The following is a 13,206-nucleotide window of genomic DNA, read 5'->3' on the forward strand; positions in this document are numbered from 1 at the left end:
CATACATGCACCTCTTGCTCATGTTATGCCCGAACACAAAATTTCTGACACCCTCGTGCCTGACCCACCGCATTCGCCACTGTCGCAAACTCCAGCAGCTCCCACGGGATTGGCGCCACCTGCGCTGTTCAACTTGAAGCGTCATCCACAGGCTTCAGAAAAAACCTACCCCGCCCCACCAGATTCCCCACCGCATTTTCAGACACCTTTCATCCCTTCCCACATACACCTGCGTTTAATCAACGTTAAAATCGCCGGCCTTATCTCACGCTCAAGGACGACACATGCTGGCGCAGCGCTGGAGCACGCTTACGCTCCTGACCCTCGGTTACTGCATCGCGCTGGTGTACGGGCAACTGAGCATTCCGGTGGCGGTCATCGTCGGGCTGTTGATCATGGCCGGGATCTGCGTCAGCCATTTCACGCACTGGGCGGTTCGCGCCTTCGGTCATGTGCTGTTCATCGCCCTGGCTGCGGGGCTGGCCAGCCATTGGCTTCCAGGGTTCATCAGTGCAAGGGTCATTGCAGCAGTGCGCTTCACCCCGGAAGCCGCACCTTTTTCGATGTACATGAACCTCGACAAACCCTTGATCGGCTTCTGGGTCGCCCTCGCCTGTCCATGGGTGTTCACGACCATAACCCTGCGCCGTGCATTGGTCACGACTGCCCTGACGTTGCCGATCACCATCGTGATGTGTCTGACGGCAGCCGTTTCAATGAGACTGATCGGCTGGATACCGAAATGGCCCGAGCAAGGTGGTATCTGGGCGCTGAACAACCTGCTGTTGGTCACCCTCACCGAGGAACTGATTTTCCGCGGCTACCTTCAAGGCGGTTTGAGCCGGTTGCTCAAGCGCGTGCCCTGTCACCAGACGCTTGCCCTGCTCGTCTCTTCGCTGCTTTTCGGACTCGCGCACATCGGCGCCGGCTGGCAATGGATGGTGCTGGCAGGGATGGCCGGCGTCGGCTACGGCATCGCCTACCGTTTCAGTGGGCTACCGGGTGCCGTCATCACCCATTTCGGGCTCAATCTTGCGCATTTCAGCCTGTTCACCTACCCGATGTTCGACCGCTGACCAATGACCTGCCGCAATGCGTCCCATGATGCAGCTCACAAAATACTTAATTTACTGGCAACCGGGCCGATAACTCGTCAAAGCCTTCCCGGATAGAACAGCTTATGCGTAATAACCAGCCCATCACCCAACGCGAACGGACCTTCCCGGCGCAGCAACGGTTGATCTCCACCACCGACGCGCGCGGTGTGATCACCTATTGCAACGACGCGTTCATCGAGATCAGTGGTTTCTCTCGCGAGGAAGTGCTCAAGGCGCCACACAACACCGTGCGCCACCCTGATGTGCCGCCTGCCGTGTTCGAACACATGTGGAGCACCCTCAAGCAAGGGCAGCCGTGGATGGGCATCGTCAAAAACCGCTGCAAGAACGGCGACCATTACTGGGTCAACGCCTACGTCACGCCGATTTTCGACAACAAACAGGTCGTAGGCTTCGAGTCGGTGCGGATCAAACCCACCGCCGAGCAGATCCGCCGCGCAGAAGCGCTCTACCAACGCCTTAACAGCGGCAAATCCGCCGTGCCGAGCCGCGACACCTGGCTGCCGGTGCTGCAGGACTGGCTGCCGTTCATTCTGGTCAGCCAGTTGAGCTTCCTGATCGGCGTATGGCTCAATTCCTACTGGGGATTCGCCCTGGCAGCAGCCTTGTCCGTACCGCTGGGCTTACTGGGCCTGGGCTGGCAGCAGCGCGGCATCAAACGGCTGCTGCGTCTGGCCGAACAGACCACCTCCGACCCGCTGATCGCGCAGATGTACACCGACAGCCGTGGTCCGCAAGCACGGCTGGAGATGTCCGTCCTCAGCCAGGATGCACGCCTGAAGACCTGTCTGACCCGTCTGCAGGACACCGCCGAACACCTGAACTCCCAGGCGCGGCAATCCGACACGCTGGCCCAGGCCAGCTCCAACGCCCTGGATCGTCAGCGCGTGGAAACCGAACAGGTCGCCACCGCTATCAACCAGATGGCCTCCACCACCCAGGAAGTCGCCAGCCACGTTCAGCGCACCGCTGACGCCACCCAGCAGGCCAACGAACTGACCCGCCGCGGTCGCGACATCGCCAGCGAAACCCGCCAAGCCATTCAGCGCCTGTCGGCCTCGGTAGGCGAGACCGGCCTGACCGTCACCCAGCTAGCCAAGGACAGCGACGAAATCGGCGGCGTGGTCGACGTGATCAAAGGCATCGCCGACCAAACCAACCTGTTGGCCCTGAACGCCGCCATCGAAGCCGCCCGCGCGGGTGAAATGGGTCGTGGTTTCGCGGTCGTGGCCGACGAAGTTCGCCAACTGGCTCAACGCACCACCGAATCCACCGGCCAGATCCACTCCCTGATCGCCAAACTGCAAGCGACCGCCAACAACGCCGTGCAGACCATGAACACCGGTCGCCGTCAGGCGGAAGAAGGCGTCGAACAGGTTATGGAAGCCGACAAGGCATTGGTGGGTATCAGCGATGCGGTGGCCAACATTACCGACATGACCACCCAGATCGCCGCCGCCACCGAAGAGCAAAGCTCGGTCGCCGAAGAAGTCAGCCGCAACATCACCACCATCGCCCAACTGGCCGACCAGACTTCCGACGAAGCCCGCCGCTCCGCTAACCTGAGCGCGGAACTGACCAGCACTGCCAACAGCCAGTACTCGCTGGTGGAGCGCTTCAATCGCTGATAGCTTCATCTGTTAATAAAGACACGCCTCACCCCAAGCCCCGACAGCGAACCTGCCGGGGCTTTTTATTGTTCGGTGAAAAAGTAGGACGTTTCCGAAGTTATCTGTTTGGTATTTTTTTGCAGATCTGAGGGGGAATACAGGGTTGACGAAGGTGCGAGATCGCTATTAGTTGAAATTCAGGTAGCGATAATTATGTAACACCATGAGGGTGTATTCGCTGATCTAAGCCATTTAATTAATCGAGCACTCATCCCGCATAAGGATGCGCATGACTGTGCTTTATGGAGAACGTTATGAATGACATGAATGTTAGAGAACCGATTCCCCTTCCACCCGCAGTTGTGCCATCGGCTTATGCCGATGGTTTGTTGAAGACTGCGGATCTGAACGCGCCCATCCCGGTAGAAGTAGAAGTGTGGCCGGCGGCTGAAACTGGGTACACCGTGCGGCTGGATTTGGATGGTGTTCCGGTGACGGCAGAGCGGGTGATCAAGGAAAGCGACAAACCTGGCGATATTCTTATACTGAATCTCAGCGAAAGCCATCTTCGAAACGAAGGGACGTATATTCTCCAGTACCGGATATATAGCCCCAATACTGAGGCCTGGGTTATGTCACCTTCAGTACCCTTGAAGGTGGATCTTACATCCCCAGGCGCGACCCTACTGGCGCCACTGATCTTTCCCAGCGCAACATTCGACGACCGCCTGACCGGCCTGCTACCTGGCTATTACGGCATGCAACCCGGCGACACCATCCAGACTTTCTGCAACGGCTTCCCCGGCCCAACCTACACCGTACAGCCCGAAGACCTGACCATCCGCCCCATCGAAATCGTTTTCGAACGCGAAGCTCTGCAGAGCTTTGCAACCCAAACCGCAGTCATCGACTACTCGGTGACTGACCGAGCCGGCAACCAGTCGATCAAATCCGTGCCGGTGACCCTTACCGTAACTTTGTAACAGAATAATTTGAATATTCGTTCGAATATCTGAGGTGAAAGCCTCCATGCATATGCATGGAGGCTTGCTCAGAGAACGCCCAGTTCAAATTTCAGGAATTTATTTTTTCAAAGCTTATTTCCTCAAAACCTACATTCCGTGTAGGACCGCGCCCGGCCGCTAGCACCGATCTTATCGATGGATGCGATACATATGTATTTACACCCCCATAAAACAAAGGAAACATGCCGAAATTCACATCTCAACACTTTGTTCAAGCGCTTCAAATGACTCCGCGAAGCGCTGCAAACCTCTGCAAGTCGCTTGATTGACAGTCGCTTTCCGCGAATCGAACATATGCAACCTAGACGCACACTTCCTACAAATCCGGTTGTCGTCGTCTGTTTTTAAACACCGCAATAACTATCTGATCAAGGAGCTTCCATGGAAGACGAAACGGATATCCAGCTACCCATTGACCCGCAAGATAACCAGTTGGATAACTCTGATAAACCGGTGAAAGATCAGTTAATCAATAAAAAGGAGGAGTTTGACGAATCAACGCTTCGCAAAGCGTCAGTGCCGCATTACGAAGAGTTGCATGCACCTCAACCTCCGGGCGCTACGACGAATGAAACCGCCAGCTTCTACATCGAGCACTTGGAGGGTGCCCTGGGGTTTTCATGGGAAGTTGATCAGCAAGCCAAAAAAGCAACGCCTACGCTCCCGGCCCCTTTCCTCAGCGGCGACAAGGACGGCGTCCTAACCGAGGAACAACTCATCAGCGGCGTGTACATCAACATCCCTCGCTCGGCCAAGATCTGGTCGGGAGACCAGCTGAAGATGCGTTGGGGCAACAGCACCTTCTACACCACCGTCGGAGAAGCCAATGGTCGCTCCGGGCCGCGTATGATCCAGTACCTCAACGCCGAGAAACTAGGCAGCTACAAGACTGGCGCGGTGGAGATTCGTTACGAAGTGGTGCGTCGTGCGCGTCTGGTCGGGGTGTCGGAAACCCTGCAGATCGTCTTGCGCAGCGACGGGAAAAACCATCCCAAAACCCTGCGCGGCCGGGCGATTCGCCGACGCAAACTGCAGGAGTAACTGGGTCTGGCGCGTTTGTACTCGGACAACCTGGATACAAACTCGCTGAAAACCAAACGCCGAAAAAAGCCCCGGCTGCGTCGTTGCAGTCGGGGCTCATCGAACGTGAAACCATCGTTCAAATGCCTGAAGATCAGAACGCCAGGCGCAGACCCACGTTGGCTCCCCATGGCTGCTCGACGTGTTCGCCCTTCATGTAATCGAAGTCGGCATGCACTTGCAGACGCTCGGACAGCGACACCGACACACCGGCGCCCAGTTCGGCCCGTGAACCGAACAGATCGTTGTCGAAACGCTGATCGTTGACCCTGACGTTATTGCTACGGGAGAACTCATGGGCCCCCGCCACACGCATATACGGCTGCACCACACCGCCATCGGCAAGAGTGAACTGGCGCCCCAGCGTGGCCCCGACCTTGCCCAGTATCGACTGAGTCTGGCTGGTCTTGGCTCGCAGGCCGTTGTCCAGGGTGTAGCTGTCGCCACCGATCCATACGCTCGACAGCTGCGCGAACGGCGCCACGAAGTATTCGTCAGGCAGCTTGATGTGCTTGCCGAATTCCACCGAACCGCCCAGCGCCATGTTGCTGTAATCGCCCTTGGCCTTCTCGCCATCGCTCATCGCCACTTTCGAGGCGTTGTGGAACTGGTTCACCTTCAGTATGCCGTCCAGGTAATAGCCCTCCTCCGACAGCCAGGTGCCATAGGCGCCGAGGTAGTAGCTGTCGACCTTGCCGGACGTGCCACGGCCCATGTCCAGATCGGATTTGCTGTAGCCGCCCATCAAGCCCACCAGCAGCGTCCCGTCAGGGACCTGCACCGGCGCATCGGCGCCGAACGACAGCCCGCGCTGCTTCTGCTGATAATCCAGCCCGGTCTCCAGCGATGCGTTGAAACGGCTGCCATAACTGCGCATCCAGCCACCGCCGTGCTCCTGCCCCCTGACCTCGCCCATGCGACTGCGCAAGGTGCTCAGTTCGCTGTTCCAGATTGTTGGACCGACGTTGAACAATGCCAGAACGCTCTCTGTAGAAGGACTGATGATCTTGCCGGAGCCGACGATGAACCAGTCGTTGCCTTGTTGCTCAAGCTCGTAGGAGTAGGCACCCAGGTCGGCCCGCGCGCCACGCAAACGGAACTGAGCATCGCCGCCCTCGGTATGCACCACGCGCAGCGCATCGAACTCCGATGGCAGGGTTTCTTCACCGGTATTGCGGATATTGAGCAAGTGCTTGCCCCAAGCCTCGCCCTCGACGTTCAGCAAGTCCCCCGCAGCATTCGCCAGGTCGATACGCATATCGAACCGTCCCCGGCCAGCGAGCTGCCCAAGGGTCAGGGTATGAAAGCCTTCTTCAGAAAATCCCACGCTGCCGCCGTCAATGGCGAGTGACTTGACCTCGTTATCGCCCTTGAGCTGCCAATGGCCACTTGAGTCGATGGTCACCGAATTGCCGTTGATGATATTACCGTCGAGACGGCCATGATTGCGCAGGACCACATTCAACGTGCTTGTGTCGTCGGCGACCATATTGCCGGATAGGGCGCTGTTGTTAACTTCGACATCGGCGGTGCTTTTCGAGAGTATATCAATCAGACGGCCATTGCCTGCAGAGAGGGAGGAACCATTTGCAATAAGAATTTTAGCGGTCGTATCAGGTTGGCGGGCACTTGCACCTCTATCAACCTTGATTGCAGCGCCAGCAACTCCAGATATGGAGGAGCTATCAACCTCCAGCAAGTTAATCTGGGGAGCGTAACCGAAAGAACCATTGATGATATAAACGCCGTTTTCTTTACCTTTAATCTTTGTGTTGGCAGACACTTTTGCGATACCGCCGGTGAGGCGCAGACCGCTGTAGTTAGATTTATCACCGCCGCCCAGACCTTGGACAACGGAATTGTTCAACCAAAGCTCGCCCCTGGTTCCGACCGTAGCACCATGCTCACTCCCGACTACCGTGCTATTGTCAACACGCATGTGAGATACATCTAGCAAATCATTCTGCACAAACTCCAAACTAACGCCTGTTCCATTAGTGTTTTCAACATTCGAATCCTTTATATTCGCCTCGCCATACTCTACAGAAACTCCGCCAGCAATATGGCTGCCTTGGGCACTGAAACTGGATGCGCGGACGTGCACGTCTTTGAGACTAGAGTCTGGGAGAGCATTCAATGTACCTCGGTTGCTTACATAGTAGCTAAATGGACGATCTGCGGATGTAACGGTTTGTGCCCCCCCGCTAATTATTTTATCGTAGGTTGTATTTACATCATTCGAGCGTTGCTCTTCACCCTCAGCATCGGCTGCCCTAAACGGTGAATCACTGTCGAAAACCTCCGCCGCGCCCATCGTAGGACAAACGCCCACTGACAATGCCAGCAAGGTGCGTTTAAGCGCAAAGCCAGGCCGGAACCCATCCAATGTCATAAAAACTCTCCGTAACTGATAAATGAAAGCGCTGAAGGCTGACGGGAAATAGCAAAAAATTCCAAAATATAAAAAAAATAAAAAGTAGGAAATTTCTCCAGCGTTTGCAATCCACGTCTGACTCTATTTTTTCGGTATGCGAGTTAAAACGGGCATTTCGCTGAAAACACTAACAGAGGTTGTTTTGATGAACCTCATAAACTTCCTACACCCAAGACAAAAAGGACTACAACTCCCCAACCATCACAGGTTGACATCAAAAAAGAATATGTATTTATTTGATTACGGACTGGCAGATAGCCGATCACCGACAAGCGACGACAGCGCGGAATGTGCGTCCTTGTAAAATATAAACTCACTCAAAGGATAATTATGAACACCATTAACTTCGCCCCTGAAATCATCAAGACGCGTTCGACACTCGAGCCCCTCCCCCTACCTGCACCCGATATAGCCGCAGCCTTTCACGATGACGACACCATGGGGCTGATTCCCGCATCGGAGCTTAACGCTCCACTGACTGTGGACTTGAAGGTGTGGGATGCCGCAGAGGCGGGCTATACCTATCAGTTGTACTGGGACGGTAATGTAAGTGGCCCAGAGAAAGTCATATCAGCAACCAACAAGCCTGGTGACCCATTAACGCTTGAAGTCCCTGTGGATGAGCTTACCGAAGGGTTTCATAGTCTGGCTTATCGCACATATAGCCCAAATGCTGACTCTTACAACTACTCGGAAGTATTCCCCGTCATCATTGACCGTACGGCACCCGGTAAACCGATCCTGGCCGCAATCCAGTTCCCGGTTGAGGTCCAGAACGGCCTGACCGCCGCAGAATTGGACGATCTGGGAGGGACGCTTGAGGTAATCGTGCCGGGCTATACCGGCATGACTAAGCACGATCTGATCAGAACCTATTGGGGCGGCGTCGAGGGTCCGACCGCAACTGTCGATGAAACGGACATGGGGCTCAACAAGGTCATCTTCGATTTCTCAAAAGATTTCCTGAAGTCGATTACCAGTGGGGCGCATCCTGTCAAATACCAGGTAATTGACCGTGCAGGAAACGTTTCGGATGACTCTCTTGCAGTAGACATTCTCCTGCTGCTAGAAGAGATCCCGAACAATTATCCAGCCCCGATACTTGACCCGACAATCGGTACATTAATTGACTATACAGAAGCGAAACCTGGTGTGCGGGTGGAGATTCCGCGCTATTTGGGCGCAGCTGCGTATGATGAAATCACGCTGTTCTGGGGTACGGATTTGCCGATGCTCCCAGTGCAACTCCCACCGGGCAATGAAAACGAGGACATCGTGCTGTCGCTGCGCGTACCCTATGAAACTATCGCGGTTACACCCATGGGTACGGTCTCGATTAACTATCGTGTCATGCGTCAAAATCAACTGAACGGCTCGTCGTTACCGACTGCTGTGGATGTTCATGTCACGTTGCCAATTCCGGCCGCTATGCCGGCGCCCATCGTACAAGGTACAAGTCCGGATAATTCAAACACTGATGACAATTTTATCGACGAGGACGACTATGAACTTAACGGACGAGCAATCGTCAAGTGGAATGGCGCATACCAAGTTAGCGATGACATCCACCTACATTGGGGTGACCAAGAACGCCTGCAGTGGTATCAAATCCGAGCGACAGATATCGCGGAGTCTAAAGATCTGATTATTCCAATAGATAACAGCATCATGAAAACTCAGGGTACTGGCGCGGAAATTCCTGTTCGCTACACAGTAACTCGTTTGGGCAATCCCAATCCGGCTGTTTCACCCGTTCAAACAGTCATTGTTAGATCCAAGGAAGACTTACCGGGAGGGCTTGATGAAATAGACGGCCCTGTTTTTAGGCTTAATCCAGCAGGTTTTATCTCAAAGAGCGTCGCTCACGACGGAACGGAAGGTAGTGTAGTTCCTTATACCAATATCGCCGTGGGGCAGAAATTATTCTTTACCTTCAAAGGTTTTGATAGAGATAACAATCTGGTCGACGCAGCTACTTTCAATGCGTCGCGAATCCTGGACGATCAAGATATCTTGAATGGCTACAGCTTTAAGGTGCCCTACAATATCTTGCGCACTATATGCCGTGGTTTTTGTGAGGCTTACATTCGGATTGAACCTGCAACAGGAAGCAATCAAAGCCCGGTCACGTCAAGAGTAACGCGCGTGCCGGTAGAGATGCGCGAGTCGAGCGAACCCGTTTGCACAATCTAAAATAACGCCTCGGGCAGTTGCGAATCACATTGCGCTGCCTGATCAAACAAGGAAGCTATAACATGAATAAGCAAGACGGAACTGCTGGAACTGCACCTATTCCATTGGAAATTCCTACTGTTTCTGTAGCGTTAGAAGGAGGTGTCATTCCTGTAGAACACCTGATATCACCTGTCACTGTTACGCTTCCGGTCTGGCCAGCGGCGGAAGCAGAGTACACCTATCAACTGGTGTTTGATGGAGAGCGAATTGCTCCGGAAAAAGTCATCTCGGACACCGATCAACCTGGGGATCTATTAAACCTAGAAATCCCGGTATCGCTGTTGATCGAAGGCGTACACGCAGTTGCCTATCGCGTATACAGCCCGTTCAGTGACTCGGAAGTTTTCTCCGACCCCGTCTGGATCGAAATCGACAAAACCGCCCCCGGAGCCCCCGACCTCGCCCCCATCATCTTCCCCAGCGAAATCCGGGACGGCCTGACCTCCGACGAACTCGAAGCGATGAACAACGTGCTTCCCGGCCGCATCGCCAGCTACAACGGCATGGCGCAGGGGGATGTGGTTCGCACTTATCGGGGTGAGCTTGAGGGTCCATTGGTGACGGTAGATGCCAACGACATGGGCCTGAACAGTGTGACTGTGAATTTTACCCGGGAGCTGCTGGATCAGGCGGACGGTATGAGTTCGCAGGTGTATTACACCGTCACCGATCTGGCAGGAAATGTGTCGATGAAATCCGAGGCGCTGTCGATCGAACTGCAGCTGTCGGTCCTCAATCCCCTACCGCTGCCAATCATCAAGGAAGCCATCAACGACATCCTCGACCCGGCCAATGCCGGCGACGGCGCGACGGTGATGATCGATGCGTCGGCCACGTTGCGTGAGGGCGAGCTGCTTTCGGTGCGCTGGGAAGGTCCGAAAGGCCGCGATATCAAGGAGCATGTGGTCACGGCCGAAGAGGCAGGTCAGCAGGTTTCGCTGGTCATTTCCAGCGCCTTGGTGACGGTTAACGACGGGCAAGCGGTAGAGGTGTCGTATAGCGTCACGCGGCGCAGCGGCGTGGTACAGGATTCTGAAAAAGTGGCCGTGAAGATTCTCAGCGCGACGCTCGACCTGCCGGCACCGACGGTGGACACGGTGGGGCCGGACGGGGTGTTGCGACCTTCGTTGATCACGGGTGAGGAGGCTATCGCCCGGGCCAGTTATCGCGGCATGGTGGCGGCCGATGAGGTGCAGATGCGCTGGGTGGGCAAGACCACCTACGAGAGTGAGGCGCAGACCGTGGGTGACAGCACTCATCTGAAATTCGGCATCCCCCGGCAGTGCATCGATGACGCCACAGGGGGCAGTGCGACGGTGTCGTATCGGGTGACCCGCGAGGGGGCTGAAACGGACTCCCACGCGTTGGATCTGACGGTTCGTGAAGGATTGGTGCTGGATACTTCACCGGTAGCGCTGACGGGCAAGGTTTATCTGTTACCCGCTTATCCCAATCTGCTGCCGGCTTTCCCTACGGGAACAACAGTCAAACGCGCCGCTGCGGGTGGGGCGCCTCCTTACACCTACTCTTCGAGCGACCCCAAGGTCGCGCAGGTGAATGAGGAAGGTCTGACGTCGGTGCGCGGTAACGGCGGCGCGACGATCAGCGTCAGCGACGCTGCGGGCGAGAGCAAAAGCTATACGGTGTCGGTCACCGGCGTGATCGAGTGCCATGGCGTGGGGGCGGGCAACCTGAGCCAGGCCTCGGCCGCAGCGTCGAGAATCGGCGGTCGCATTCCGAGCATTCAAGAGTTGATCGGGATCTTCAACGCCTATGGCAATCGTTGGCCGATGGGTAATGGCAACTACTGGTCGTCCACCGTCGCCAAGGATCTGTTTGGCGCCAAGTGGTACTACGTGAAGAACCTCAATACCGGAAAGGACTTCAAACTGCTTCACATCAATCCGAGCCTGTGTATCGCGCTGCGTTGATGCGCAACGCTGAATGACAACTATCTGGCTGACAGCCCGCGTGCCGAAGACATAGGGCTGCAAAGCGCTGTCTTCGGCAGGTGAATTTTCTGTGCAACTTACCCAAAAAAAGAGAAGCCATGGAAAACATTACCCACTTCCCATCCTCAGATTTTCCTCTCGGCAACTTCCGCGCTCTGATCAATGACAAGCCCTTCACGACCACCCGCCTGCAAGGGATCCTGTGCCTGCGCTCGGAACTGGTCGGCGCACGGACGCAAAAGATCTGGAAAATACACGCCACCGGCAAAGTCGCGCATCGTCGAACGGTGTTCGGCTTCTTCATCGACCAGTCGTTGGGACCGGGGACCTACGACCTTGTGCACAATGAGCGGCTGACTGCGGTTTATCACCTGACCCCCAGGCAGCAAGCGCTGGTCTATCACTCGCGAGATTTTCAGGAGGGCTGCGTCACGTTGCTCGAATGCAATACTCGAACAGGGCGACTGCGCGGCAGGTTCGAGTTCTCGATGTCAGCGATCGACTTCACCGTCTCCCGGGGAGAGTTCGACTTGCGCTGCCGCTCCGGAAAAGTATTCGACGGCTCAGCCAATTAATCGTTTGGCGACCTGCTCGGCTGCGTCCTGCAGACAAGCCTGGTAGCTGATGCCCGCCGCCTTCAATGGCTTGAGGTCATGGTTGGCGGTGGGCAACCAGTGAACGTGAATGTGGCTCGAGAGTGTGTAGCCTTCGACGGCCTCGCGGTTGCCCAAGGTGTCGCGCTCGCCCTGGATGATCAAGGTCGGGGTCAGCAGATTCGCCAGATGCGCGACCCGTGGTTTTTCAGGTTTGCCCACGGGGTAGAACGGATAGCCCAGGCAGATCAGCGCGTCGGCTTCGAGTTCGTCGGCGAGCAGGCTGGCCATGCGCCCGCCCATGGATTTGCCGCCGATCGACAGACGGCCGCTAACATGGGGACGTACCGCGGCGTACACCTCGCGCCAGCAATCGAGCAATTTGGGCTGGGGGTTCGGCGGGCGTTTGCCGCCGTCGATTCGGCGCTGGGCCATGTAGGGAAATTCGAACCGCAGTACGCCGACGCCCAGGGCGGCGAGACGTTCGGCGACGTCATGCATGAACTCGCTGTCCATCGGCGCACCCGCACCGTGGGCGAGAATCAACGTCGCGGATTTGCCGTGATCTACGGCTGCCGGGGCGTTCCACAGCCAGCCGTGGATTCGGGCCAGTTGTGCACATCGAGCGGCGTCATCGTCTTTGCTCATGCTTGAGTCATACCCATGGTTCAGATGCGGGGCGACATTATGCCGAAGATATCCCTCGCGCTGAAATCTGCAGCGCTGCGCTGGCGGAGCATGAACATCCCCACCGGAGACAGCCCCGGTTCAGCTTTGGGTGCTTACCCTGCCATTACACTTCGGCAGAACAACCTCGTCAGCATGAGCGCCCCAACCCACACGCAACCGGGCGGTTTCATCGACGTGGCAGAGCTTCTGTCCGGTGCCGGTCGATCAACCGCGACGATCTCCGGCCATGTCTGCCAGCTCGGGCCAATTTTTGGGCAGTTACAAGTGCAAATGTCTGCGGCTTTTGTATACAACTTTCGATAGAGAAGCGCTCAACCGATGTGCATGGAATGCAGGGAGAGAACCGTTTCAGCGACCATCGAAAACAGGTGAATGCCGCGTCCCGCAAAGGACGCGGCAACCTGTCCCTTTCGCGCGGCGAAGTGTCACAGCGGCCACTCTTATGGCTTCCATCGCCGGGCAAACCGGT

General features: G+C 56.1%; 10 protein-coding genes. 8 read left to right on the forward strand and 2 right to left on the reverse strand.

Annotation, left to right across the window (positions count from 1 at the left end):
- Positions 1 to 284 precede the first annotated feature (284 nt).
- The 4 genes from CE491_RS04430 to CE491_RS04445 all read left to right on the forward strand — a co-directional run bounded on the left by CE491_RS04430 (position 285) and on the right by CE491_RS04445 (position 4,794).
- Positions 285 to 1,076 (forward strand): CPBP family intramembrane glutamic endopeptidase, encoded by a 792-nt coding sequence (locus tag CE491_RS04430; protein ID WP_110947149.1) that lies wholly within the window; start codon positions 285 to 287, stop codon positions 1,074 to 1,076.
- Between the two features lie 104 nt (positions 1,077 to 1,180).
- The gene (locus tag CE491_RS04435; protein WP_110947150.1) at positions 1,181 to 2,746 is read left to right on the forward strand and encodes a methyl-accepting chemotaxis protein; all 1,566 of its coding nucleotides are present in this window, start codon (positions 1,181 to 1,183) and stop codon (positions 2,744 to 2,746) included.
- Between the two features lie 296 nt (positions 2,747 to 3,042).
- Positions 3,043 to 3,711: a hypothetical protein gene (locus CE491_RS04440; RefSeq protein ID WP_110947151.1), complete on the forward strand. Its 669-nt coding sequence runs from the start codon at positions 3,043 to 3,045 to the stop codon at positions 3,709 to 3,711.
- 423 nt (positions 3,712 to 4,134) lie between these two features.
- Positions 4,135 to 4,794, forward strand: coding sequence for a hypothetical protein (locus tag CE491_RS04445; protein WP_110947152.1), 660 nt, complete (start codon positions 4,135 to 4,137; stop codon positions 4,792 to 4,794).
- A 133-nt stretch (positions 4,795 to 4,927) separates the two neighbouring features.
- Here CE491_RS04445 and CE491_RS04450 read toward each other — a convergent pair whose 3' ends face one another.
- Positions 4,928 to 6,292 carry an autotransporter outer membrane beta-barrel domain-containing protein gene (locus CE491_RS04450; RefSeq protein ID WP_234407513.1) on the reverse strand — a complete coding sequence of 455 codons (1,365 nt, stop codon included), beginning with the start codon at positions 6,290 to 6,292 and terminating at the stop codon, positions 4,928 to 4,930.
- Positions 6,293 to 7,597: 1,305 nt separating this feature from the next.
- Between CE491_RS04450 and CE491_RS04455 the strand changes: the two genes are divergently transcribed.
- The 3 genes from CE491_RS04455 to CE491_RS04465 all read left to right on the forward strand — a co-directional run bounded on the left by CE491_RS04455 (position 7,598) and on the right by CE491_RS04465 (position 12,029).
- Positions 7,598 to 9,460 (forward strand): hypothetical protein, encoded by a 1,863-nt coding sequence (locus CE491_RS04455; RefSeq protein WP_234407511.1) that lies wholly within the window; start codon positions 7,598 to 7,600, stop codon positions 9,458 to 9,460.
- A gap of 62 nt (positions 9,461 to 9,522) precedes the next feature.
- Positions 9,523 to 11,433 carry a hypothetical protein gene (locus CE491_RS04460; protein WP_234407512.1) on the forward strand — a complete coding sequence of 637 codons (1,911 nt, stop codon included), beginning with the start codon at positions 9,523 to 9,525 and terminating at the stop codon, positions 11,431 to 11,433.
- 119 nt (positions 11,434 to 11,552) lie between these two features.
- Positions 11,553 to 12,029 carry a hypothetical protein gene (locus CE491_RS04465; RefSeq protein WP_110947154.1) on the forward strand — a complete coding sequence of 159 codons (477 nt, stop codon included), beginning with the start codon at positions 11,553 to 11,555 and terminating at the stop codon, positions 12,027 to 12,029.
- Here the strand turns inward: CE491_RS04465 and CE491_RS04470 are convergent.
- Positions 12,018 to 12,695: an alpha/beta family hydrolase gene (locus tag CE491_RS04470; RefSeq protein WP_110947155.1), complete on the reverse strand. Its 678-nt coding sequence runs from the start codon at positions 12,693 to 12,695 to the stop codon at positions 12,018 to 12,020. The two genes, CE491_RS04465 and CE491_RS04470, sit on opposite strands and share 12 nt — an antisense overlap.
- Positions 12,696 to 12,710: 15 nt before the next feature.
- Between CE491_RS04470 and CE491_RS04475 the strand changes: the two genes are divergently transcribed.
- The gene (locus CE491_RS04475) at positions 12,711 to 13,040 is read left to right on the forward strand and encodes a hypothetical protein (protein ID WP_110947156.1); all 330 of its coding nucleotides are present in this window, start codon (positions 12,711 to 12,713) and stop codon (positions 13,038 to 13,040) included.
- Positions 13,041 to 13,206: the final 166 nt, after the last annotated feature.

It is taken from the genome of Pseudomonas bohemica (genome assembly GCF_002934685.1).
GTDB classification, from domain to species: Bacteria; Pseudomonadota; Gammaproteobacteria; order Pseudomonadales; family Pseudomonadaceae; genus Aquipseudomonas; species Aquipseudomonas bohemica.